19 protein-coding genes are annotated in these 23,648 nt (G+C 65.7%); 4 read left to right on the top strand and 15 right to left on the bottom strand.

What is annotated here, in order from left to right; all coding sequences use genetic code 11:
* Window positions 1-3: 3 nt before the first annotated feature.
* From ACVWZM_RS32210 to ACVWZM_RS32160, 11 genes are all read right to left on the bottom strand, one after another.
* Complete coding sequence (locus ACVWZM_RS32210) at window positions 4-1,296, bottom strand: MFS transporter (RefSeq protein WP_156436024.1); 1,293 nt, start codon at window positions 1,294-1,296, stop codon at window positions 4-6.
* Window positions 1,297-1,466: 170 nt separating this feature from the next.
* Window positions 1,467-2,060, bottom strand: coding sequence for a hypothetical protein (locus ACVWZM_RS32205; RefSeq protein ID WP_229190161.1), 594 nt, complete (start codon window positions 2,058-2,060; stop codon window positions 1,467-1,469).
* A 4-nt stretch (window positions 2,061-2,064) separates the two neighbouring features.
* Window positions 2,065-2,706, bottom strand: coding sequence for a hypothetical protein (locus ACVWZM_RS32200; protein WP_456855575.1), 642 nt, complete (start codon window positions 2,704-2,706; stop codon window positions 2,065-2,067).
* Between the two features lie 41 nt (window positions 2,707-2,747).
* The gene (locus ACVWZM_RS32195; protein ID WP_456855574.1) at window positions 2,748-5,987 is read right to left on the bottom strand and encodes an AAA family ATPase; all 3,240 of its coding nucleotides are present in this window, start codon (window positions 5,985-5,987) and stop codon (window positions 2,748-2,750) included.
* A 224-nt stretch (window positions 5,988-6,211) separates the two neighbouring features.
* Complete coding sequence (locus tag ACVWZM_RS32190; RefSeq protein WP_456855573.1) at window positions 6,212-6,958, bottom strand: ABC transporter ATP-binding protein; 747 nt, start codon at window positions 6,956-6,958, stop codon at window positions 6,212-6,214.
* The gene (locus ACVWZM_RS32185; RefSeq protein ID WP_168857180.1) at window positions 6,939-8,738 is read right to left on the bottom strand and encodes a branched-chain amino acid ABC transporter ATP-binding protein/permease; all 1,800 of its coding nucleotides are present in this window, start codon (window positions 8,736-8,738) and stop codon (window positions 6,939-6,941) included. Before ACVWZM_RS32185 ends, ACVWZM_RS32190 begins: the two co-directional genes overlap by 20 nt.
* Window positions 8,738-9,595, bottom strand: coding sequence for a branched-chain amino acid ABC transporter permease (locus tag ACVWZM_RS32180; protein WP_050385417.1), 858 nt, complete (start codon window positions 9,593-9,595; stop codon window positions 8,738-8,740). Before ACVWZM_RS32180 ends, ACVWZM_RS32185 begins: the two co-directional genes overlap by 1 nt.
* A gap of 19 nt (window positions 9,596-9,614) precedes the next feature.
* Window positions 9,615-10,811, bottom strand: a complete 1,197-nt coding sequence (locus ACVWZM_RS32175; protein WP_456855572.1) for an ABC transporter substrate-binding protein — start codon at window positions 10,809-10,811, stop codon at window positions 9,615-9,617.
* A 162-nt stretch (window positions 10,812-10,973) separates the two neighbouring features.
* Window positions 10,974-11,909, bottom strand: a complete 936-nt coding sequence (locus ACVWZM_RS32170; protein WP_456855571.1) for an NAD(P)-dependent oxidoreductase — start codon at window positions 11,907-11,909, stop codon at window positions 10,974-10,976.
* A 12-nt stretch (window positions 11,910-11,921) separates the two neighbouring features.
* Window positions 11,922-13,778, bottom strand: a complete 1,857-nt coding sequence (locus ACVWZM_RS32165) for a TRAP transporter large permease (protein WP_168858424.1) — start codon at window positions 13,776-13,778, stop codon at window positions 11,922-11,924.
* Between the two features lie 9 nt (window positions 13,779-13,787).
* Entirely contained in the window at window positions 13,788-14,819 is a 1,032-nt protein-coding gene (locus ACVWZM_RS32160; RefSeq protein ID WP_168858425.1) for a TRAP transporter substrate-binding protein, read from the bottom strand.
* A 159-nt stretch (window positions 14,820-14,978) separates the two neighbouring features.
* Here ACVWZM_RS32160 and ACVWZM_RS32155 point away from each other — a divergent pair, with 159 nt between their 5' ends.
* The 3 genes from ACVWZM_RS32155 to ACVWZM_RS32145 all read left to right on the top strand — a co-directional run bounded on the left by ACVWZM_RS32155 (window position 14,979) and on the right by ACVWZM_RS32145 (window position 18,677).
* Window positions 14,979-15,719, top strand: a complete 741-nt coding sequence (locus ACVWZM_RS32155; RefSeq protein WP_233475729.1) for a FadR/GntR family transcriptional regulator — start codon at window positions 14,979-14,981, stop codon at window positions 15,717-15,719.
* 446 nt (window positions 15,720-16,165) lie between these two features.
* Window positions 16,166-16,897: a cytochrome c biogenesis CcdA family protein gene (locus tag ACVWZM_RS32150; RefSeq protein ID WP_016846251.1), complete on the top strand. Its 732-nt coding sequence runs from the start codon at window positions 16,166-16,168 to the stop codon at window positions 16,895-16,897.
* 91 nt (window positions 16,898-16,988) lie between these two features.
* Window positions 16,989-18,677 carry a SulP family inorganic anion transporter gene (locus ACVWZM_RS32145; RefSeq protein ID WP_456855570.1) on the top strand — a complete coding sequence of 563 codons (1,689 nt, stop codon included), beginning with the start codon at window positions 16,989-16,991 and terminating at the stop codon, window positions 18,675-18,677.
* Between the two features lie 308 nt (window positions 18,678-18,985).
* Here ACVWZM_RS32145 and ACVWZM_RS32140 read toward each other — a convergent pair whose 3' ends face one another.
* The 3 genes from ACVWZM_RS32140 to ACVWZM_RS32130 all read right to left on the bottom strand — a co-directional run bounded on the left by ACVWZM_RS32140 (window position 18,986) and on the right by ACVWZM_RS32130 (window position 22,543).
* Entirely contained in the window at window positions 18,986-19,378 is a 393-nt protein-coding gene (locus ACVWZM_RS32140) for a hypothetical protein (RefSeq protein WP_057015020.1), read from the bottom strand.
* A gap of 236 nt (window positions 19,379-19,614) precedes the next feature.
* On the bottom strand, window positions 19,615-20,994 hold the full coding sequence (locus tag ACVWZM_RS32135; RefSeq protein WP_456855569.1) for a Spy/CpxP family protein refolding chaperone: 1,380 nt from the start codon (window positions 20,992-20,994) through the stop codon (window positions 19,615-19,617).
* 124 nt (window positions 20,995-21,118) lie between these two features.
* Entirely contained in the window at window positions 21,119-22,543 is a 1,425-nt protein-coding gene (locus ACVWZM_RS32130; RefSeq protein WP_168858429.1) for an FAD-binding oxidoreductase, read from the bottom strand.
* A 160-nt stretch (window positions 22,544-22,703) separates the two neighbouring features.
* Between ACVWZM_RS32130 and ACVWZM_RS32125 the strand changes: the two genes are divergently transcribed.
* Window positions 22,704-23,192 (top strand): thioesterase family protein, encoded by a 489-nt coding sequence (locus tag ACVWZM_RS32125; RefSeq protein ID WP_456856802.1) that lies wholly within the window; start codon window positions 22,704-22,706, stop codon window positions 23,190-23,192.
* Window positions 23,193-23,234: 42 nt separating this feature from the next.
* Here the strand turns inward: ACVWZM_RS32125 and ACVWZM_RS32120 are convergent, their stop codons facing one another.
* On the bottom strand, window positions 23,235-23,408 hold the full coding sequence (locus ACVWZM_RS32120; protein WP_016846258.1) for a DUF1328 domain-containing protein: 174 nt from the start codon (window positions 23,406-23,408) through the stop codon (window positions 23,235-23,237).
* Between the last annotated feature and the right edge of the window lie 240 nt (window positions 23,409-23,648).

Below are 23,648 nucleotides of genomic sequence, written 5' to 3'. Positions count from 1 at the left end.
GTGTCAGGACGCGCTTGCGACCTTGTGCACCTGTCCGGCGACGGCGCGGACCTTGCGGGGCGAGGCCTGCCAGATCGCAAACGCCGACAGCAGGCTGAAGGCGATCCCAAGCAGGAAGGCGCTGGTATAGCTGCCCGAGAGATCATAGAGCTGGCCGGTGATCCAGGGGCCCGCAGCACCGCCGGCGAGCGCAGCCAGCATCACGGTGCCGAAGATGCTGCCGTAATGCTTGCCCTGGAAGATCTCCAGCACGACCGGGCCCATCACGGATGTCAGGCCGTAGCCGAGCGCGCCCTGGGTGAAGACCATGAGATAGATCAGCGTCATGTTGGGCCAGTATTTCAAGGCGGCGAGCGCGGCGAAGCAGATCACGAAGCCGAAGCAGGAGATCGCCCACACCCATTCCCGGCCGATCCGATCGGAGAGATGCCCGAGCCAGATCTGGCCGGGAATGCCGAGCAGGCTGACGACCCCAAGCGCCCAGACCCCGACATTGGAGCTGAAGCCGATGTCGAGCAGGAATTTGGTCTGATGCACCTGCACCGCGTACCAGATGTACAGGCCGCAGAAATAACCGATCGCGATCCACCAGAACCGCGCGGTGCGCAGCGCACGCGACAGCGTCCAGTCGGTGCCGGCCCACACGGGGTCGACGATATTCGATGCCGGCCTGGCTGACGTCGCCGTCGGCGCAGCATCGCCGTCGGGCTGCAGGCCGATGTCCTCCGGCCGCTTGTGCAGCAAGAGATTGATCGGCGCGAGCACGACCAGCACCACGATCCCCATTGCGGTGCAGGCGGTGCGCCAGCCGGTGTGCTCGATCATGTGCTGCACCCACGGCAGCAGCGTCACCGAGCCGATACCGACGCCGGCGAAGGCAAGCCCGATCGCAAGTCCGCGGCGGCGGAGGAACCAGTTCGGCACGAACAACGATTGTCCGGAATAGCCGAGGCAGACGCTGCCAGCGCCGACCAGCACGCCGATCGTGAGATAGAGGTGCCAGGGCTGCGTGGTCAGCGGCGCCAGCAGCAGACCCGAACCCATCAAGAGCACGCCAAGCTCCATCACCGCGCGCGGACCGCCGCGGTCCATCAACCGGCCGATCAGCGGACTTGCGATCGCCGAGGCGACAAAGCCGAACGAGAAGGCGCCCGCCGTGATGCCGCGCTCCCAGCCGAATTCCGAGATGATCGGCGGATAGAACAGCGAGAACGCCGTACGCGCGTTGACGCCGATCGCCATGGTGACGAAGGTCACCGCGACGATGATCCAGCCGTAGAAAAAGGGAAGTCGCATCGGACGCAGCATTCCATCCGCAACGGAACAGGCTGGACCGGCGCCGTAGCGGACACTTGGGCAGCCGGCAGCAGGCGCTGCCACCAGCCAGATTCAGGACGACCTGGAGACAGAAGGGCCGACGCATCCGTCGACCCTTGCCGCCACAATCAACCGCCGTGACCGCGTCGTCAACGCTTGCGCGGACGCTTGGCCGCCTTTTTGGCTGCCTTCTTCTTGCTGACGGCTTTCTTCTTGCCGGCGCCCTTCCCGCCGCCTGATTTGGCGCGCCTGAACGTTGGCCTGCGGAGCGAAAGCTCGGGCCAGGCGATCGGCTGTTCACCGCTGTCCGGGTCGTTGTCGCCTGGCGGATCTTCGGCGCTGTCATCCATCGGCCCTTGCACGACCAGATGGACAAGATAGGCGGTGCCGGCCCCATTCAGATAGTTCGCGAGCGGCTCGTTGTTGCTCGGAAACAGATGCGGATGGGTCACCACGCTGTTTTCCTCGACCGAGAACTTCACCGCCTTGATCGCGGTTCGGGTCATCGCGTCGCCCAGGATCTTCTTGATCGCCTCCTGCGTCTCCTGAGGCAGCACATGATGGAGAAAGAAGAACCATTTCCGCTTGGCATCATCCTTCCCGTAATCCTTGCTCGGATAGGCACCGATGCGGAACGCCACGCGCCGCAACCTGTGGCTCGGATCAAACAGCTTTTCCTTCTTGTTGTGCTTGCGAAGAGTAGCCAGATCCTTGCCGCTGAAGAGCTCATTCAGCCTATCCACGATTTCAGCGTCGGGACCGCTGCCGACGGGAAGTAGCGCACCCATTTGTCGTCTCCCTTTGTGCAATTTGATTCAGTCGTAAAAACCTGGACAGATAGCACCGCGGAATTGCCGGCGCGGCTTCCGGTCGAACCAGTACATGTTTGCGCCTCGGCCAATGATCGGCCCAGCACACGCTTGGACCGCGCTTGCGAGCTCCCAGGCCGCAGGCGGCAAGCGCAGTCAATTGCTCGATGCTCGATACCGCGCGCTCAATCGAGAGCGTGCGCCCGGTCTGCTTGCGTAGCCGGGCTGCGCCCTTGGCGAGAATCCAGCGGTCCGCCGCGCACTCGCAACCGAGCTCGGAATTGGCGGCGAGCCGGCCGCCTTTCGATAGATGGTGTCCGACCTCGTGAAGCAGAGCGAAAACCAGGCCATCGGCGTTCATCGCCGCGTGGTAAGCCAGTCCGCCATAGATCCGCACGACGCGGTCGTTGCCACGAATGAAGGCCTGAGCATTGACGGTTGCGCTGCCTTCGTCGAGCTCGAAAAGCAGATCGGAAAACGCACGCCTGAAATCGGCCAGGATGTCGCAAAGGAGCGCGTCCCTGCGCGTGCGGGCGCTTCCTTTGCCGACCGGTTCACCCGTCATGTTCGCGAACAACATGAGATCATCCGAATGGGATCAGAACAATTTTCGCTCGCAACTCAAATATTATTGGCTTCGTTCGAACTTCGACTAGCTTTGACCGTCTTTCCCGCGCCACCGACAAAGGGCGCGAAGATCATTGCGCCGGTCTCGTGAAGCAGCGCGGTCGCGCGATCCAGTTCCTTCGTGCCCTCCTCGGCCTCATCGCCGCGCCCGGAGCGCAACAGCAGATCGGCGCGAACCGATCGGGCAAGGCATTCCGGAATGCGCGCGTGCCGCTTAACCGCAACCGCAATCGCCTCGTCGACGGCGGACAACGCCGCCGCCGCATCTCCCTTCTGCCGATACGCGTTCGCCAGATCGGCGAGAATCCGTGCTTCGTTTTCGAGGCCGGCCTTGCGGGTTCGCGCGAAGTCGAGCGCGGCCGTCAGGTCCTCGATCGATGATGTGATCCGACCTGCCACCATATGGGACAGGCCGCGGCTGGCCTGAGCGTAGACGCGCAAATACGGATTGCCGCTCTTGACCGCGAGCGAGAAGGCGCGATCGGCGTGGTGCTGGGCCAGTCCGACGTCGCCTTCGGACCAGGCGAGGTCGACATAGGCGAGGCTCGGAATGACATAGTGAATGGCATCGACCTGGCTGCCATCCAGTTGCAGCACGCGATCGAGCAGCGGCCGGGCCTCGGACCCGCGCCCCAGCATCACGAGCGTCTGCCCGCGCATGGCGGTCAACCAGACCTCGACGTCGAATCCAAGCGTCTCCCGGTCCGACTTCACGATCTCCGAGGCGCGCGCGGCCGCCTCCATGTTCATCTGCAGCGCCTCCGACATCCGTCCCGAGAGCCGGAGAGCGTGGCAGAGAATGGCCTTCAGCGTGACCTGGACACTGGTGTCGGTGCCGGTGTCGGCAAGCGCCTTGGCTTCCAGCACCCGCTCGACATATTCGTCGGCCGAGCCGCCGTTCGCCAAAATCCGGCCGTAGGCAGCGTGAATCAGCGTGTTGGCGCGCAGGTCCCCCATCGCGAGCGCGAGGCCGCGGGCTTCCTCGAAATAGACCTGCGCATCGGCGGCGGAAATTCCCTCGCGCCAGCCGAAATTCACGATCTGGCCACACGCCATCATCTTCAGATAGTCGGTCATTTGCGACGGGGGCTGGTGCGTCAGCAGTTCACGCACCTTCTTCCAGCTTCGCAAGGCCTGACTGGGATCGTTCGCGCCGACCCAAACCGCCGCACGCATGTGCTGCTGCGCCGCCTTCAAATGTTCGCCGGCATGCTCCCAGTGGTAGGCGAGAAGCGACGCCCGTTCCTCGGCGCGATCCTTGAACAGCTTCTCGATCGCCTGCGCGACGGCCGCGTGAAGCTCGCGGCGCCGTTCGTGCAACAGCGACAAATAAGCGACTTCCTGGATCAGCGGATGACGAAACGCGATCAGCCGCTGCTCGAAGGGAGGTACGTCGTAGAGCAATTCGGCGCGTCGCAAATGTCCCACGGCTTCCAGCAGCTCGGCCTTCGCCAGACCGGCAACGGCATCGAGTACCGACAACGAAATCTCGCGCCCGGCAACCGAAGCGACCTCGAGGGCTCTTTTGGCGTGTTCGTCGAGGCGATCGATGCGCGCCGCGACCACGGCCTGCACGGTCGTCGGAAGCGGAATTGTGTCGATGCCGCCCTTCAGCCGGTACGCGCCCTTCGCGCCCTCGAAGTCGCCGCGCTCGACGAGGGCGCTCATGAGCTCTTCCAGGAAGAACGGATTGCCGTGCGCGCGCTCGACGATGTTCCGGCTCAACAGCGCCAGCGACGGGTCGGTACCAAAATGATCGCGCAAGATCGATTGCGCCTCCGCGGGCCCAAGCGGAGCCATATTGATCTGCCGGTAATGCGACCGCTGCATCAGCGGCGCGCTCAATCCGGCCCTGAAATTGACCAGCAGCATCGTCGTGGTTCCGACCACGGCGTCGGCAAGGGCCTCGACGAACTCCTCGCTCGCCGGATCGATCCAGTGCAGATCGTCGATCAGGACGACCGTCACATTGTCACGAGGTGCGGCGCGTACCAGTTCGCCGACGAAATCGAGCAATTGGGCCTTGCGGGCCTTGGGATCCAGTTTCGGCGCGGGCTGGCGCGGGTCCGCCAGACCGAGGAATTCCAGCAGCACGGGTGCCAGATGATCGGAGACCGGCATTGCCGCCAAGCGGTCGAAGACACGGCGGCGCAAAACGTCCGGCGCTTCCTCCTTGATGCGAAGGCCGAAAATATCCCGAAGCAGCGCCAGCACCGGCTGAAACGGCGTTGCGCGGCCGTGCGCGAGCACACGCGCCTCGAAGACGCGGATGCCCTTGCTGCGACAACTCTCGGCAAATTCGAAGCAAAGGCGACTCTTTCCAATGCCGGCTTCGCCAACGACACCGATCACCCGGCCATCTCCCTCGCGGGTGTTCTCGAGTTCAGCTGTCAGCGCCGCAAACTCGTCGGCGCGGCCGGTCAAGGGACTCAACCGTCGTCCGGTCCGGAACACACCGCTCGACGGCGCATGCTGAAGGCCCCTCAGCCTGAGCACCTCGACGGGAGCCGCGAGCCCCCGAATGGCCTGCTCGCCAAGCGACTCCACCTCCACGAACTGCTTCGCGACAGCGTAGGTTTCCCTCGAGACCAGAATGGTGCCGGGCTCGGCAAGGTGCTCCAGTCGACTGGCGAGGTGCACGTTCGCGCCCGCGGCGTCATAGGTTTGATAGATGCCGTGCTCGATGGCCTGGAAGACGACCTCACCGGTGTGGACGCCGACGCGGATTTGCATATCGACGTCATGCAGCCGCTTGACGTCATCCTGCATCGCCAACGCCGCGAGACAGCCCCGAACGGCGTGATCCTCATGAGGCTGCGGGGCGCCGAACATCGCCATGACGCCGTCGCCCTGGGCCTTGTTGACGACGCCGCCGTAGCGGTGAACCGCCTCGTTCATCAGGTCGAGCACCGGCTGCAAGCGGCGCATGCCCAGCTCGGGATCTCCGAGGCTATCGATGATGCCCGTCGAGTTGCTGATATCAGCGAAAAGGATCGTGAGGCGCTTCCGCTCCCCACCCTTGGCATGCAGGCTCCTCAGCGCATGCTCGTGCGACGGCTGAACCCGGGTCGCGTCAATCGCCGTCGCCAACGCAGCGCCGCACTTTCCGCAAAAGCGGCTGCTTGATCCGTTCAGGTGGCCGCAAGCTTCACACGTAATTCCGAGAGAGGCCCCGCACCCTTCGCAATACTCATTGGTCGCCCTGTTCTGACAACCGCAACGCAAACATTGCATCGTAGGCCTCTTGAAGAGAGCTGCAGACGCAGGCAACCGCAACAAGTCTTAAAAACAACGCGACAAATATCCACAATCGGGCATCGCTGTGAAGCTTAGCAAAGCCGCCTGCACCTGTCGTGCCATTTTATGACGCACGTGCAGATTGCGCCACAACGGCAGTCGACGCCGCATCCGATCACAAGTTGCGTGGCCGTTGGCGTCGAGCACACAGGTTGCATTGGCTAGGTCTGCAACGCGTGGCTCTCATGGCCGAAATAGGCGCGCTCGAGCCGATGCGCGAGGTCGCTCTCTCCAGTCGGCGCCTCCAGCGCGATCGCACCCTGCACCAGCGCGTAGACGCGATCGGCACAGGCGAGTGCCTTCTCCAAGAGCTGCTCAACCAGCAGCACGGAGGTACCCTGCTCGCGCAGCCGGCCGATGACGTTGAGGACGCGATCGACCAGCACCGGCGACAGTCCCGCGGACGGCTCGTCGAGCATCAACAACCGCGGCCGGCGAACCAGGCCCTGCGCCACCGTCAGCATCTGCTGCTGCCCGCCCGACAGCGCGCCGCCGCGTTCATGCCGCTTCTCGGCGATTTCGGGAAAGAACGCCAATGCCTCCTCGATGCGCCCGGCGCGCTCGGCGCGCGGCAGGTCATAGCCGGCGAGCAGCAAATTGTCGGTCACCGAGATCTGCGTGAACACGCGATGTCCCTCGATCACATGCACCAGCCCGGCACGCGCGGCATCGCGCGGCGTGGCGTTGGTCATGTCGCGGTCGCCGAACCGGACCTGTCCGGCAGTGACGGGCAACAGTCCGGACATCGCGCGCAGCAGCGTGGTCTTGCCGGCACCGTTGGGCCCGAGCAGCGCCACGACCTCGCCGGTGGCAATCCTGATGTCGATACCGTGCAGCACACGGATCTTGCCGTAGCCGGACTGCAGCCCATTGACCGCGAGCAACGGTTCAGCCGCCGAGATAGGCACTGACGACCTCCTTGTGGATGCGGATCTCCGCCGGGGTTCCCGCCGCCAGCGTCCGGCCCAGATTGAGCACGGTGACCTGGTGGCAGATATCGAAGATCAGATCGGCATGGTGCTCGACCAGCAGCACACCGGTACCGCGGCCGCAGACCGCCTTGATCAGGCTGGCGAGCCGCTCGATCTCGTCATTGGAGAGACCCGCGGCGGGCTCATCGAGCAGCAGGAAGTCCGGATCGAGCATCAGCGCCCGCGCGATCTCGATGAAGCGCAATTCGCTGTGCTGCAGGCGATCGGCGCGTATGTCGGCGAGCGCCTCGAGGCCGACGACGCCGAGCAGCGCGTGCGCCTTTGCCGCGAGCAGACGCTCGTCGGCGCCGTTGCGCGGCAGTGCGAGCATCGCCTCGACGAAATTGGCCCGGCCCTCGATCGAGCCGCCGATCATGACGTTCTCCAGCACCGAGGCTTCGCCGATCACGCGCGGCGTCTGGAAGGTGCGTGCGATGCCGCACGCGGCGCGCTTGACCGGCTGGCCCGCGGCCAGGACTTCGCCGCCAAGCGTCATGGTGCCGGCTTTGGCGGCATAATAGCCCGAGATCACGTTGAGCGTCGTGGTCTTGCCGCTGCCGTTCGGTCCGATCAGCCCGTGGATCGCGCCGGGCGCAATATCGAGATCGAGACCATCGATCGCCTTCACATTGCCGAAGCTCAGCGCGATGCCGCGCAGCTGCAGCGTCTTGCCGCCGTCCCTGCGGCGCACGATGTCGGCGAGTGCAGCGGGACGCGGAACGATGGCGCGGTTGCTGGCGAGCGGCCGGCGGTTGCGGAAATCGAGCAGCGCCGCGATGCCACCGGGCATCACCAGCACGATCACGAGCAGCAGCACCGCGTAGAGGAAGGTCGACCACGCCGCGAGTGGCGCCGCGATCTCGGGCAGGATGGTCAGGATGATGGTGCCGAGCATGGGCCCGAGGATCGAGCCGCGGCCGCCGATCAGGATCGCGATGAAGAACAGCACCGAGAGATCGAAAGTGAACGCATCGGGCGTGATGTAGGTCTGCAGGGTCGCGAACAATCCGCCGGCGATCGCCGCCAGCGCGCCGGCGAACAGGAAGATCGCGATCAGCATTTTCGGCTTGGAGATGCCGCTGGCCTCAGCGGCGACCTCGGCGTCGCGCACCGCGATCAGCGCGCGGCCGAACCGGCTGCGCGCGACATTGGCGCTCATCCAGGTGGTCAGCGCGGCGAAGGCGATGCAGAGGGCGTAGAAGCCCCACGGCGTATTGAACGGCGGCGGGAATTCCGGACCTGCAATGCCAATGCCGCCGCCGGTCACGCTCTGCCAGGCCAGCGCGATCTGGGTCACGATGGTGGCAAAGCCAAGCGTCGACATGGCGAAGTAGAAGGTGCGCAGGCGCAGGGCCGGCAGGCCGACGACCACGCCGAAGATCGCGCCGATCAGGCCGGCGATCGGCAAGGCGACGAACACCGGAATCGCCGGCATCACGTTGCCGGCAACCAGCACGCTCGTCGTGTAGGCGCCGAGCGTCAGCAGCGCGACATAGCCGATCGCAAGGTGACCGGCAAAGCCGACCACCAGATTGAGGCCCGACACCAGCACCCAGTAGATCGCCATGCGGGTGCCGATCAGCACCCAGTAATCGTTGCTGACGAACGGCAGCAGCACCGCCGCCACCAGAATGCCGAGGAAGGGCAGGACGTGCGGCAGCGCGGCGCGCCACACGCCGCTGTCGGTTCGGGACGGAGTGGCCACGACCGACGTCATCACACCCTCCGCGCGGTCGAGGCGCCGAACAGCCCTTGCGGCGCGGCAAGCAGCACCACGATGAACAGCGTGAACACCGCGACCGAGGAGAAGATGCCGCCGACCAGGAAGTTCGCCGCCTGCTGGAACAGGCCGAGCGCCAGCCCGCCGATGATCGCGCCTCTGTTATTGCCGAGCCCGCCCAGCGCCACCGGCACGAAGCCGTAGAAGTTGAGCAGCGCGCCGTTGGCGAAGAAGGCGAGCAGCAACTGCCCGCCGGAAAACCCGGCGATGCCGCCGACCACGCCGGCGAGCGCGTAGCTCGCGACCCGCAGATTGCGCTCCGGCAGGCCGAGCGCCCGCGCCGCAAAATTGTCCTCCGCGATGGCGAGGAACGCGCGGCCGACCAGGGTGCGGCGGTAGAGATATTCAAGGCCGACAATGGTGACGGCGCAGGCGAGGACCGGCAGCCAGAATTTCTCATCAAGGACGCCCTCGCCGAATCCTGCGATGCGCGGGAACGGTTGCGGCTCCGTGCCCCATTTGATCGCGGTGATTTGCTGGATCATCAGCGCGACCGCGAGGGTCGAGAGCACGTAGAGATGCTGGTCGAGGCTCTTGAGCACCGGCCGCACCGCGACGAATTCCGTGATGATTCCGATCACCGCGCAGCAGAGCAGCGTCAGCACGAAGCCGACGGCAATGGGCAGGCCGAGCTTCAGCGTGAACATCGAGCCAAACACGCCGCCCAGCATCGCCAGCTGGCCGGCGGTGAAGCTCATCACCCGCGAGGTCGAGAACATCGTGTTGTAGGTGACGCCGACGAGCGCGTAGATCGCGCCCGCCGCGAGACCGGATGCGAGGATCGAGGCCAGCATCGGCTGCGCCCTCGCCCTTCTATGCATACCCCGGCGCCAGCGCGAAGGTGCCGTCCTTGGCGGTAGAGGCTTCCGACATCACGATCTCTTCGGTTAGATAGCCGTTGTGCTCGGTCGGCGAGAAGCGGTAATTGCCGAAATAGCCGGGATAGGTCGACAGCGTGTTCCAGTACTTGATGATGCCGGCGCTGTCTGTCGAGCCGCTTTCGGCGACCGCCTTGGCGATCAGCTCGATGCAATCGATGCCGCCCGCGACCCACCACAACAGCGTGTCGTTCAGCGCGATGTTGGCCTTGGTCAGGCGCGCGACCAGGTCCGCGCTCTTCGGCGGCAGCTTGCCGGCGCCGTCATAGCTGCAGCTCTTGTAGCCGATCGCGTAGACCTTCTTCCAGTTCTCCGGCTTGGCGACCAGGCTCGCAAGCTCGCCCGACGCCATCGAGGGATGCCCGACAAAGGGCACGTCCCAGTTCATCGCGGCGCGGGTGTTGAACATGCGCGCCTCCATGCCGGTCGAGACGCTCCACACCACGATCGCTTCCGCGCCGGCATTCTTGGCGCGCAGCATGTCCGGCGTCATGTCGGGCTGCGTGGCGTCGATATTGGCCTGATAGGCCACCTCGGCGCCGTCCTTCTTGAACGCCGCGACGGAAGCGCCGACCGCGGTGACGCCATAGCCGGTGGTGTCACCGATCACGGCGACCTTCTTCACCTTGAGGATCTTGAGACAGTAATTGCGCACGGCATCGTCCCATTGGTTGTTCGACGGCGCGATGCGGAACGCATTGGGGAACTTGACCGGGTCGATCAGGGTCTCGACGACGCAGGGATGCAGGTCCGGCATCTTGGCGCGCGCCATGATCGGCGTCGTCGCCAGCGCCTCGCCCGAGTTCAGCGGACCCCAGATCGCGTGCACCTTGGCCTGGCTAATCAGCTCCTGCGTCGCGTTCACCGCCTTGGTCGGATCGCCCTGGGTGTCGCGCATCACGAGCTCGATCTTGCGGCCCTTCACCCCGCCGGTGCCGTTGATGGCGTCGACCGCGAAGTTGACGCCGCGATTGAAGCCGACCGTCGGAGCCGAGCTCGGGCCGGTGATCGCCGCGAGACAGCCGATCTTGATCGGTTCCGACTGTGCGATGGCAGGCGCTGGGAAGGAAAATGATGCGGCGCCCAAAGCACCGGCGCTGCCCAACAAAACGTCACGGCGTGAAATAGCCATGTGATGCCTCCCTGTTTCCCTCTCGGCGCCCGTCGTTTGTTGCGGGACGTCCGTTCATTGATTGTCCGCGCGCTCAGGGGCCGCGGTTATGCGGGGCCAAGTCTGGGCCGGATGCGAAGCTCTTGTCCAGCCCCGCGGTCGACATTGGGCTTCGCCAAACTTTCATGGCCGAGGCCGCCGCGTCCAGTAGCCGGCATTGACCGCACCGACGGGTATCTCGCCGGCGACGATCTTCGCGACCTGGCGTACCGTCTCCGACGATTGATGCTCGATCGCCTGCGGCGTCAGGCCGCCGACATGCGGCGTTGCGATCACATTGTGCAGCTTCGCAAGCTCGGGCGTCGGCATCTGGTCCGGCGCGCGGCCGACATCCATCGCGGCACCCGCAATGCGGCCATCGCGCAGCGCGGCCGACAGCGCCGCCTCGTCGACGAGGTTTCCGCGCGAAAGGTTGATGAAAAATGCGTGCTTCGGCATCCGCGCCAGCGCGGCCTGCCCGATCAGGTTCTCGGTCTGCGCGTTGGCGATCGCGAGACAGACAACGTAGTCGGCGCGCGCCAGCAAGGGATCGGCGACCAGCACATTCATGCCGAGCACTTTTGCGATCCCGGCAAGATAGCGCCCGATGCTGCCATAGCCGATGATGCCGATCGTACTTCCCGCAAGCTGGCGGCCCATCACGACCTCGGGCGCCCTGCCCGCGTGATAATCCGCGGTGGCGCGCGAGACGCCGCGCGACAGATCGACCATGAAGCCGAGCGCGAGCTCGGCGACCGACTGGACGAAGCCGGCGCTCGCCTGCGTCACCAGCACGCCGGCGGCGGAGGCCGCAGCCACGTCGATGTTGCGGATATCGACCGCGCAGCGCACGAACGCGCGCAGCTTCGGCAGCTGCGGAAAAATCGCTCCCGGCCCCTGCGTCATGCGGTCGGCGACGATGATGTCGACATCGGCCGCGGCCTCGACCAGCGCCGCCGCATCGAGCGCGTCCTCGCCCTCGTGCAGCTTGACGTCGGCGACCGCGCGCAGGCCGTTCAGGCTGCGCTCGCCATAATAGTCGCGGCGCATCTGCGGGGTATGGGCAAGCAGCACCTTCACGATCCCACCCCCCTAGTAGCCGAGCGCATGCGGCAAGGCCGTGCTGATGGCGGGCACGAAGGCGATCACCAGCAGGCACAGCAACAGCAGGCCGAGATAACCCGCGATCGGCTTGATGGTCTGCTCGATCGGCACGTTGCCGATCAGGCAGGCGCCGTAGAGCCCAAGGCCGAGTGGCGGAGCAAAGAGCCCGAGCCCCATCGCGATCACAAGCACGACGCCGAAATGCAGCGGATCGATGCCGAGCTTGACGGCAACCGGCAGCAGCAGCGGGCCGAAAATGATCAGCGCCGCGGCGCCTTCGAGCACCGAGCCCATCACCACCAGCACCAGGATCGACAGCAGCATGAACAGCCAGACGCCGTGGCTGCCCGAGATCGCCAGCATGAGGTCGCCGACGGCATGCGGCACCTGCTGCAGCGTCAGGATGAAGGCCAGCGACTGCGCCGCGGCGACGATGAACAGCACCAGCCCCGAACGAACAGCCGCATGCACGAAGCAATGCGCCAGACTCCTCGCACCGAGCTCGCGGAACAGCAGGCTGCCGACGGCGATGGCGTAGACCGCGGCGAAGGCGGAAATCTCGGTCGCGGTGGCAAAGCCGCTCTTGAAGCCGAAGAAGATCATGAAGATCAGCCCGAACGAGGCGATCGCACCGGTCCAGAGCCCGGATACCGCGACGCGCGGCTCGGCTTCCACGTTCGCCGCGGGGCGCTTGCCGAAGATGATCGACACCGCGATCAGCGCCAGCGCCATCAGCGCGGCCGGCAACATGCCGGCGACGAACAGTCCGCCGATCGACAGATTGGCGACGAAGCCGAGGATGATGAGGTTGATACAAGGCGGAATGGTCTCCGCCATGACCGCGGAGGCGGCGAGCAGCGCCACCGCTCCGCCCGGGTTCTGCCGCGAGCGGCGCGCCGCCGGGATCAGCACCGAGCCGACCGCAGCAACGTCGGCCATCTTGGAGCCCGAGATGCCGGAGAACAGCACCATCGACATCACCATAACGACGTTGAGCCCGCCGCGCATCCGTCCGACCGCGCGCTGCAGCAGCTCGATCAGCCGGACCGACATGCCGTTGGCTTCCATCAGGTAGCCGACCAGGATGAAGAACGGGATCGCCAGCAGCACGAAATTGTCGATGCCGCGCGCCATCTGCTGGGCGAAGATCACGCCGGGCAGCGTGCCCTCGACCCAGATGAAGATCAGCGCCGCCAGCGCCAGCGCAAAGCCGATCGGCAGTCCGCCGAACAGCGTGAGGAAGAAGCCGATCAGCATCAACGTTTGCGATGACGGTACGGACGATGGTGCGAATGCATCCCAGGCGAGATAGAGACCCACGATGACGGCAGTCGCGACGATGGCCACCGTCATGTCGCGCAGCGGCCGGCCACAGAACGTCTCGAACGCGAAGATCGTCATAAACGCCGCGCCGACGCCCATTGGATAGAACGTCCATTCCAGCGGCAGGCCGGAGCCGGAGGTCTGACCGGTGGTCAGCCAGCCCATCTTGACGGCGTTGAACGCGACATAGCCGGCAATGATGGTGACAAGCAGCGCACCGACCGCGTCGACCACCCGCCGCATGCCCGGCGGCAGCATGTTGACGAAGAAGGCGACGCCGAGATTTTCGGCGCGGGCGAGCGCGCTTGCCGCGCCGAAAAAGCTCGACCCGACCATCAGGCCGCGGGCGACGTCGTCGGACCATTCGACCGGCGCGTTGAACAGGAAGCGGGCCAGCACCGCGACGCAGACCACCACGAGATCGGCGGCAAGCAGGAGCGCGGCGATCGCGTCACTGATGGCGAGCAGCGGCGCCGTGATCCGATCAGCGGTGCTTCTCGCCTCGACTGCGGCGACTGACATGCGCCGACCTCAGGCCTGGGTGGCGCGGATCAGGTCGACGACGGCCTTTGCCTCGGGCCGCGCCTTGATGAAATTGTCGGTCTGCGGCAGCACGCGCTTGCGGAACGCCTCCTTGTCGCATTCGACGACGGTGACGCCCTTCTCCACCAGCGCCGCCAGCGCCTCCTTCTCCACCGCAAGGCCGTGCGCGCGGGTGTCGATCGCGGCCTTGTTCGCCGCGTCGAGGAAGCCTTCGCGCAGCTTGGGAGCCATGCGGTTGAAGCTGGTGTCGCTGAAATAGACCGCGAGCGGCGAGAAGATGTGCTGGGTCAGCGCATAGTGCTTCGCGGTCTCGTAGAACTTGCTCGCCAGGATGGTCGGCGGATCGTGTTCGAGGCCGTCGAGCACGCCGGCCTGCAGCGCCGTATAGATCTCGCCGAACGCCAGCGGCGTCGCGGCGGCACCCATCAGCCGCAGGCATTCGGTGATGATCGGATTGGGCAAGGTGCGGATTTTCAGGCCGGCAAGATCCTCCGGCGTCTTCACCGGCTTCTTCGCCAGCACGCTGCGCGCACCGAAATTATAGGCCCAGCCGATGATGTGAATGCTGGCGCCCTTGAGCAGCGCAGCCTCGATCGGCTTCGCCGCGCCGGCGTCGAACGCCTTGGTCTGCTGCTGGAAGCTGGTGAAGAGGTAACCGAGGTCGAAGGTGCCGACCAGCGGCACGAGATTCGCCGAGATCGACGAGCCGGACACCATCAGGTCGATCACCCCTAGCTTCACCGAGTTGATGACGTCGATCTCCTGGCCGAGCTGGTTGTCGGGGAAGAAGGTGACCTCGATCTGCTCGCCGAGTCCGTTCGCCTTCAGACTCTTGACCAGATTGTCGTAGTAGACGCGGCCATTGGCGTATTTGGGATCGTTCGGAAGCGACGACGAGCATCGCATTTTCATCACCGCAGCCTCGGCGCGGCCGATGATGGCGGGCGCGGCGGCAAGCCACGCGGTCGCTGCGACCGACGACTGCAGCACAATGCGGCGGCTCACGCGGTTCGACGTCATGATGGTGCTCCTCCCGGGGACGGATCTTTATTGTGTTGGCCACCCGCCTGACGGCGTGAGCTTGGCAGCCGATTTGTCATAATGTATGACAAAACGGATACGGTTGTGCAAGGGCGCGGCTCGGCGGCGGCGCAGGCTGCAACCGCAGCGAGGCCCTCGATGTTCCAGACATCCAACGCGTTGCGTCGGAGCGTGCATAGCCAGGTCACCGACCGCGTCGGCAGCAGCATCGTGCGCGGCGAGATCGGCGTCGGCGAAACGCTGCCGCCGGAAATCCGGATCTGCGAGATGATGGACGTCAGCCGCACCGTGGTGCGCGAGGCGATCCGCACCTTGACCGGCAAGGGCCTGATCGAGTCGCGGCCCAAGAGCGGCACGCGGGTTCGGCCGCCCGAGCAGTGGAATCAGCTCGATCCCGACGTGCTGCGCTGGCACCTCGAGACCGCGGAGATCGACCGTTACCTCGCCAAGCTGTTCCAGCTGCGCGCCGCGGTCGAGCCGGCCGCGGCAGCGCTCGCGGCGACCCATGCCGAGGAGGTCGACGTCGCCCGCATCCGCGCCGGATGCGACGGCATGGACGCGGCGAAGACCAACGAGGAGTTCGTCGCCGCCGACATCGCGTTCCACCAGGCGATCTATTTCGCCACCCGCAACGAATTCTTCTGGCCGATCGCGCAGATGTTCGAGATCACGCTGCGCCGGAGTTTTACGATCGCAGCGCCGGGCTCGCACCGTCCGCGGGCGCTGCGCGAGCACCGCGCGGTGCTGGACGCGATCGCCGCCGGAGATGCGGAGACGGCACGCGCAGCCACGGTTGTGCTGCTGACGAATTCCGCCGACGACCTGGTACGCATTCGCGGCAGGGAGTTCGAGACGCCACGTCCAGCCAAGCGCCGATGATGTTGGTGACTGCGGTCGTGATGCGCTCACTGCTTCCACATGGTCGTCCTGGCGAAAGCAGGGACCCATACGCCGCGGCCGATGTTGTCGGTGGGACTCGTCATTCCAGCGTCGCGCAACCAAGTTCAGCGGTGGTTATGGGTCCCGGCCCCCCGCGCGCAATTGCGCACCAGGCGGGGACGACAGCGAATGTGTGGTGCCGCTTGCAGGTCAAAAATGGGCATCAGTGATTGACGCGTGAGCGAGGCACCGCCGGAAGGGTTCCCTCCCCCTTGCGAGAGTGGGAGCCGCGCGGCGTGCTCGCCTCACCGTCATTCCGCGCCCGCCACGAGAGTCGACCCGCACACGGGCCTGTGACCATAGTTGAAGGCTGCGACGACGAAACTTCTGGATTGTTGGCCGCATAGACGCCAAGACAGGAGCGCTATTCTGCGAAGGTTTCATTGATGCACGACGTCTCGATCCCGGCGGCCCTGATCGCCGGTCTGGTCAGCTTCCTCTCGCCCTGCGTGCTGCCGCTGGTGCCGCCCTATCTGATCTATTTGACCGGCGCGACCATCGAGCAGGTCAACCAGGACGGCGCCACCGCGGCTTCCAAGCGCGCGGTGATGACGGCGGCGCTGATGTTCGTGCTCGGCTTCTCCACCGTGTTCGTCGCGCTCGGCGCCAGCGCCTCCTTCGTCGGCGGGCTGGTGCGCGCCTGGTCGGCCGAGCTCTCGATCCTGGCGGGCATCGTCATCATCATCATGGGGCTGCACTTCCTCGGCGTGACCCGGATCGGCCTGCTGATGCGCGAGGGGCGGCTGACCGCGCCGAAGCCGGTCGGGCTGTGGGGCGCCTACGTCATGGGCCTTGCCTTCGCCTTCGGCTGGACGCCATGCATCGGGCCGATCCTCGCCGCGATCCTCTCGATCGCGGCCGCGGAGGCCACGGTGACGAAGGGCGCCGGCCTGCTCGCGGTCTATTCCGCCGGGCTCGGCATCCCGTTCCTGCTTGCGGCCTTCATGGTCAAGCAGTTCTCCTCGCTGTTCGCGCGGATGAAGCGCCATCTCGACACCGTCGAGCGGGTGATGGGCGTGCTGATGGTGGTCACCGGCATCGGCTTCCTGACCGGCGCAGTCTCGAGCGTCAGCGTCTGGCTGCTGGAAACCTTCCCGGCGCTGCAAAATATCGGCTAGGCCTTCACGCCGACGCAGGGTGCCGTCGGCTGGCTTTTGGCCGCGCCATGTCGGACTATCGGGGAATCGCCGCAATCCTCACGGGGCACCGATGGGCCAGGATCGTCAGACACGCGCCAGCTGGCCGGTCTTCCGTTCGCTCAGGGCGTTCCGGCCAAGCGACCTGCCGGGTGACCTGATCGCCGGGCTGACGCTCGCCGCGATTGCGATCCCGGAGCAGATGGCGACCGCGCGGCTCGGCGGCTTCTCGCCGCAGATCGGCTTCTTCGCCTTCATGGCCGGCTCTATCGGCTTTGCGATGTTCGGCGCCAATCGCTTCCTGTCCTGCGGCGCCGACTCCACGATCACGCCGATCTTCGCAGGCGGACTCGCGTTGATGGCGACCGCCGGCTCGCCGGACTATCAGGCACTGGCGATGGCGCTGGCGCTGATGGTCGGCGCGATCATGATCGCCGGCAGCCTGTTCAAGCTCGGCTGGATCGCCAATTTACTGTCGACCCCGGTGACGGTCGGCTTCCTCGCCGGCATCTCGGTCCACATCCTGGTCTCGCAATTACCCGGCGTGCTCGGCCTGACCACGCCGGACGGGCCGACGCTCTACAAGCTCGGGGTGCTCACCGAGGAGATCGGTCAAACCAATTTCTACACGCTGGCGATCGGCCTCGGCGTGCTGGCGCTGGTCGCCGGATCGGAGAAGATCAGCGCACGCATTCCGGGCGCGCTGATCGGCCTTGTCGTGGCCACCGTCGCCGTGATCGCTGGCCATCTCGAAAGCAAGGGCGTCAAGGCGGTCGGCACCGTGCCCGGGACGCTGCCGACGCCATCGTTTCCGGACATCGCGCCGGAGCGATGGATCAAACTGTTGTCGCTGGCGATCCTGATCGCGGTTGTCGTCATGGTGCAGACCGCGGCGACGACGCGCTCGTTCCTGTCCGATCCGGACAAGCCGGCCGACGTCGATCGCGACTTCCTCGGCGCCGGTGCCGGCAGCCTGCTGTCCGGGCTGTTCGGCGCCTTTCCGGTCAACGCCAGCCCGCCGCGGACCGGCATCGTGTCGGAGACCGGCGGACGCACGCAGCTCTCGGGGCTGTTTGCCGCGGCCATCGTGCTCGCGCTGCTCGCCTTCGGCGCAACGCTGCTGCAGCACGTGCCCGACGCGGCACTCGGCGGCGTGCTGCTGTTCGTGGCGCTGCGCATCATCCGCGTGAAGCAGATCGTCGCGATCTTCCGCCAGTCGTTCTATGAATTCCTGCTGGTGGTGGCGACGGCGGCCGCGATCATCGTGCTGCCGATCGAGCAAGGCGTCGCCGTCGGCATCGCCTTGTCGCTGCTGCACGGCATCTGGACCACGACGCGCGGCCAGCTGGCCGAATTCGTCCATGTGCCCGGCACCACGATCTGGTGGCCGACGGGCCCGCACGTCACAGGCGAGCGCACGCCCGGCATTGCCGTCGTCGGCCTGCAGGCGCCATTGTCGTTCCTCAACGCGGAAAGCTTCCACAGCGGCGTGCTCCAGGCCATCGGCGGGGCGACGCCCAAGCCGCGGCTGCTGGTGATCGAGGCCAGCGGCATGATCGAGATCGATTTCACGGCGGCGCAAGCGCTGCGCGACCTATTTCGCGAATGCCGCGATGAGGGCGTGACGGTGGCGGTGGCGCGGCTCGAATCCGAGCGCGCGCAGGATGCGTTCGAGCGCTTCGATCTCTACGAGGTGTTGCCGCGGGACCATGTCTTCCACAGCGTCGACGAAGCGGTCCGCACGCTCGGCGGACAGGCGTAGAGGTTGGTGAGATCAGTCCGTAGCCCGCATGAGCGAAGCGATACCCGGGAAACGTTCCCGCATATCGCTTCGCTCATGCGGGCTACGCACGATCCTCCGTCATTGCGAGCAAAGCGAAGCAATCCATCGTGTGGCGTATGCGGAAGCATGGATTGCTTCGTCGCTATGCTCCTCGCAATGACGGAGCTACAAATTTAGGGCGACTCAGCTGCGTAGCCTGGATGAAGCGAAGCGCAATCCGGGATTTCTCGCGCGTTGATGAACCGTCCCGGATTTCGCTTACGCTCCATCCGGGCTACCGGACGACTTCAGGCCTGCTCGCCCTCGAGCGTCGGATGCTCCCTCAGGACCTCCGCCTTGATCGAGCCCGCGTGGATGGCGCGCAGCAACGCCCGCCCCGTCTTGATGTTGTTGGCCCTCATGCAGAGACCGACGATCTCGCGCACCGCGGAATCTCGCACCAGCTCGTCGGAGATCCTCATCGCGGTCTCCATCGCGACCTTAGCGGCACGCTCGTAGCGATCACGCTCGATCTGCTGCTTCTTCGCTGAGCGCTTGTCGGGCGAGCCGACCGCCTCGGCACAGCCGGCGGCATCGCGGCAGATCGCACGGATCCGCTGCGCAGCTTCGATGTCGCCGAGCGGGTGCGCGACGGGATCGTCCCAGATATCCTTGTGCTCGTCCTTGCTGAACCACCACATCGCTGCACCTTGAAAGCACGGCAAACATAGCTGGCCTTGGCGCAACCTGTGAACCGCAGAGTCGACTCGGTGCCGAGCAAGAGGTGCACACTATGGCCCGGCGGCCACACCCGCGGCCGATCCGCGCGCGAATTGATGTCGAACTCATGGAATAAAGCCCGTTTCGGTTCTGATTGCGTCAGGGCCGAGGCTGCGGGGATTTCGCTCGCCGCGTTTTCACGCGAACCGCCGAGGCTCTAAGCCGATCGTTTCGGCCCGATCGCCTCGAACTGCGCCTTTTGCTCATCGCTGAGCGTAGCGTAGAAATTTTCGAGCGCGGCGCGGACATCCTTGACCGCCTGCAGCATGACGTCGAGCCGCTTGGCGACGAAGGCAAGACGTGCGGGCGGGGTCATCGCCTCATTGGTCTGGCACGCGGCCTTCAGCTTCCGCGCGGCGTCGGCGCTGGCATCCTGCAGTGCCTGGAGCGCACCGCGCTGGGCGTCGCTGAGCTGCAGCCGCGCCTCGATCTCGCCGGTCGGCCATTCCTGCATCGCCGGCTGTGCGGCGCCGCAGCTCTGGGCGACCGTCGCGTTCGGATCGCGCGCCGCGGCTTCCTTGCGCTGGTTCTCGGCAAGCGCGTTGAGCCGCGCTTTCTGCTCGTCATCGAGCAGGCCGTAGAATTTGTCCAGCGGAGGCTTCACGATTCCGACCGCGGTGACCATTGCTTCGATCCGCTGCTGCATGGCGGCGAGGCGGTTCGGGGCCGTCAACACCACCTGCGCGGGACATGCCGCGCGAATCACCTGGGCCGCCGCGAGCGACGCGTTGCCGAGCTCGCCGAGCGCCACCGATTGCGCTTCGGTCGGCTGCACCGTATCCGCGATCTGATCCACCGGCAGGCCGGCGACCGAACGGCTGTCATTGCCGCACATCTGCTCGATGCGCCCACCGCCGCGGTAACGGCGGCCCGTCCGGCGCTCCGGCAGATAGGCCCTGAGATCGTCATACCCATAGGGCCCGAAGATGCCGGCATAGATGTCCGGATAGCCGTAGCCCCAGAATCCGATGTCGTCGCCCCAGATCGCGTAGTCGTAGATGTCGTTGTACGCGAACGGCCAGAACAGCGGGCCGACCCAGCCATAGCCACCGCCGGGATGCTGCCACCAGCCGTTGGCCAGCGCCCCGCCGTGCCAGCCGGCGAGCGCCGCAGCCGCGGCGATCTGCGCACGCGCCGCAGGGTTGCTCAACAGCCGGCCGTTGCGCAATGCGCCGTTGCGCGACAGCGAGTTGGACGCATTGCGCATATGGCCTGGTGCGATCGCGGCATTGCGCATCCGGCCGAAATTGCCGCCCCCGCGCGATGCGAAGGCGCCATGGCCGGCGAAGCCTGATCGCGAGATCCCGTGCGAGCGGCCGAACCCGCCATGATGGCCGCCGCCGAAATGCATGTGGCCGAAGCCATGCCCGCCGCGTCCATGGCCACCACCGTGGCCATGGCCACCACCATGCCCATGGCCGCCACCATGTCCTCCGCCATGGCCGCCACCGTGCCCGCCGCCGCCTCGGGCGATCGCATCGCCCGACAGCGCCATCGCAAGCACCACGACCGCAATTCCGATTGCCCGTCCGATCACGGCGTTCCCTCCGCGCACCGCACATATCGCGGCAACACAAGAGAGACGCCGGGCGGGCAGAAAAGTTCCGCGCGTGACACGCGCCGCGCGCGGGCTCGCGAACGCTGCGCGGCGTGACGACGCCTCAAGCGGCCGGGACGATCTTTCCGGGATTGAAGATGTTTTGCGGGTCGAGGGCCTGCTTCAGGGCCCGCATCGCGTCGAGCGCCTCCGGCCCGAGTTCGGCCTGCAAGTACTTCTGCTTGCCCTGCCCGATGCCGTGCTCGCCGGTGCAGGTGCCGCCCATGGCCTGGGCGCGCTCGACCAGGCGGTGCATGAACTCCTCGCCGCGCGCCATCTCGTCCTTGTTGTCGACGTCGCAGAGCAGCGAGCAGTGAAAATTGCCGTCGCCGACATGACCGACGATCGGCGACAGCAGGTTGAGCCGCTGCAGATCCTCCTCGGTCTCGGTGACGCAGTCGGCAAGCCGCGAGATCGGCACGCAGACGTCGGTGGCGACAACGCCGATGCTGTCGCCGGGGCGCAGCGCCTTGACGGACCAGTAGGCATCGTGCCGGGCCTGCCACAGCTTGGTGCGGTCTTCCGGCTTGGTGGTCCAGGTGAAGTCGCCGCCGCCGCATTCGGCGGCGATGTCGCGGAAATTCTTCGACTGCTCGGCAACCTCGACCTCGCTGCCGTGGAATTCCAGCAGCAGCAGCGGCGTCTCCGGCAGCGACAGCTTTGAGTAGCTGTTGCAGGCTTTCACCTGCGCGGCATTGAGCAGCTCGATCCGGGCGACCGGAATGCCGGTCTGGATCGCAAGGATCGTGGCCTGGCAGGCGCCACGCACCGTGTCGAACGAACAGGCCGCCGCCGCGATGGTGTCGGGAATGCCGCGCAGGCGGATGGTCAGTTCGGAGATGATCCCGAGCGTGCCCTCGGCGCCGACGAACAGATGCGTCAGGTCGTAACCGGCCGACGACTTCTTGGCGCGCGTGCCTGTCGTGATGATCTCGCCGTCGCCGCGCACCACCTTCAGCGCCAGCACGTTCTCGCGCATGGTGCCATAGCGCACCGCGTTGGTGCCAGAGGCACGGGTCGAGGTCATGCCGCCGAGCGAGGCATCGGCGCCGGGATCGATCGGAAAGAACAGGCCCTGGTCGCGCAGATGCTCGTTGAGCGCCTTCCGCGTCACGCCGGGCTGGATTACGCAGTCGAGGTCCTCGGCATGCACCTCGAGCACCTTGTTCATGTCGCGCAGATCGATGCAGATGCCGCCCGCGGGCGCATTGACCTGCCCCTCGAGCGAGGTTCCGGTGCCGAAGGCGATGACCGGCACGCGATTGGCGGCGCAGATTCGCACCACGTCCTGGATGTCGGCGGTTTCCTGCGCCATCACGACGGCGTCCGGCGGCTGGGTCGGCAGCCATGTGGTGGTATGGGCGTGCTGCTCGCGCACCGCCTGCGACGTGACGAGCCGGTTGCCGAACCGCGCCGCCAGCGCGTCGATCGCGCGCTTCAGGGCCTGCGGATCAGGTCGCGTCACATTGCCCGAAATCGTTGTCGCCACGTCAAATTTCCTCCCACCTTTAGCCGACCGTGGCAAAGCTTGTATAAGGGGTCAAGAGAGCCTGACTTGAAAAAGTGGACGCCGGAGTCACAGAAAAGCTCATGCTCGAACGCCAACGAACCGGGGACGGATCATGACTTCAGCGACTGCCACCAGCGAGATGCCGCTTCCATCGGCCCCGTTCAGATCCTCGGTGATGCAGATCGAGCCGCAATGGATCGACTACAACGGCCATCTCAACATGGCCTACTACAACGTGATGTTCGACCGCGCCATCGACGAGATGTGGCTGCAGCTCGGCATCGGGCCGGACTACATGAAGGCGCGGCACTGCTCGACCTTCACCGCCGAGTGCCACGTCCGCTATCTCCGGGAGATTCATCTCGGCGATCCCGTGCAGGTCCAGGTCTACCTGCTCGGCGCCGACGAGAAGCGGCTGCACACGTTCGAGGAGCTGCGCCATGCCACCGAAGGCTGGCTCTCCGCGACCTCGGAAAATCTCACGCTGCACATCGACATGGAGACGCGCAAGGTAGCGCCGTTTCCGCCCGATATCCGCGCCCGCGCGCAAGCGATCGTGGACAGCTATGTGGGCGTATCGCGTCCCGAGGGCATCGGCCGCAACGTGGCGATGCCCTCGGCGAAATAACTTGCCGTTTTCAAGCGAAGCCGCCGCCGGTTCGCGGCCTCGCTAGACCCTTGTGCGGCCGCGTACCAATCCGACCACCGCCGACACCAGAAACAGGATGACGGCTATGAAGAAGATCGCCTTGGCGATTTCGACGGAGGCGCCGGCGATGCCGCCAAAGCCCAAAATGCCCGCGATCAGGGCGATGACCAGGAACGTGACGACCCAGCTCAGCATGATCAAAACTCCGCTTCGTTTTCCCTGTTGTAGCTCGGCGCGAACCTCTGCCCGGCGCCGCACCTGTTGAAACAATCCGGCGGGGAAATGCTGGTTCCTGAGCATGAAACCGCGAAATTTTCGCCGATTTCCGGAACCGCGATTGACTGCGGGCTGCTGCCAAAAGCGTTCCCGCCAGCCGCGATAAAACCTGTCAAAATGGCCGATCAGGCCCTATATGGCCTTCAATCCCTGTTAAGA

It is taken from the genome of Bradyrhizobium sp. USDA 4501 (genome assembly GCF_054062115.1).
Note: the sequence above shows the minus strand (reverse complement) of the source record. Positions and strands in the feature narration are given on the sequence as shown.

Excerpts from the sequence above, each read along its gene's own strand:
- ACVWZM_RS32195 (WP_456855574.1), bottom strand. The coding sequence starts at position 5,987 with ATGCAATGTTTGCGTTGCGGTTGTCAGAACAGGGCGACCAATGAGTAT.
- ACVWZM_RS32150 (WP_016846251.1), top strand. The coding sequence starts at position 16,166 with ATGCACGACGTCTCGATCCCGGCGGCCCTGATCGCCGGTCTGGTCAGC.
- ACVWZM_RS32185 (WP_168857180.1), bottom strand. The coding sequence starts at position 8,738 with ATGACGTCGGTCGTGGCCACTCCGTCCCGAACCGACAGCGGCGTGTGG.
- ACVWZM_RS32180 (WP_050385417.1), bottom strand. The coding sequence starts at position 9,595 with ATGCTGGCCTCGATCCTCGCATCCGGTCTCGCGGCGGGCGCGATCTAC.
- ACVWZM_RS32165 (WP_168858424.1), bottom strand. The coding sequence starts at position 13,778 with ATGTCAGTCGCCGCAGTCGAGGCGAGAAGCACCGCTGATCGGATCACG.
- ACVWZM_RS32140 (WP_057015020.1), bottom strand. The coding sequence starts at position 19,378 with ATGTGGTGGTTCAGCAAGGACGAGCACAAGGATATCTGGGACGATCCC.
- ACVWZM_RS32175 (WP_456855572.1), bottom strand. The coding sequence starts at position 10,811 with ATGGCTATTTCACGCCGTGACGTTTTGTTGGGCAGCGCCGGTGCTTTG.
- ACVWZM_RS32155 (WP_233475729.1), top strand. The coding sequence starts at position 14,979 with ATGTTCCAGACATCCAACGCGTTGCGTCGGAGCGTGCATAGCCAGGTC.
- ACVWZM_RS32210 (WP_156436024.1), bottom strand. The coding sequence starts at position 1,296 with ATGCGACTTCCCTTTTTCTACGGCTGGATCATCGTCGCGGTGACCTTC.
- ACVWZM_RS32200 (WP_456855575.1), bottom strand. The coding sequence starts at position 2,706 with ATGTTGTTCGCGAACATGACGGGTGAACCGGTCGGCAAAGGAAGCGCC.
- ACVWZM_RS32145 (WP_456855570.1), top strand. The coding sequence starts at position 16,989 with ATGGGCCAGGATCGTCAGACACGCGCCAGCTGGCCGGTCTTCCGTTCG.
- ACVWZM_RS32160 (WP_168858425.1), bottom strand. The coding sequence starts at position 14,819 with ATGACGTCGAACCGCGTGAGCCGCCGCATTGTGCTGCAGTCGTCGGTC.
- ACVWZM_RS32120 (WP_016846258.1), bottom strand. The coding sequence starts at position 23,408 with ATGCTGAGCTGGGTCGTCACGTTCCTGGTCATCGCCCTGATCGCGGGC.
- ACVWZM_RS32125 (WP_456856802.1), top strand. The coding sequence starts at position 22,704 with ATGCCGCTTCCATCGGCCCCGTTCAGATCCTCGGTGATGCAGATCGAG.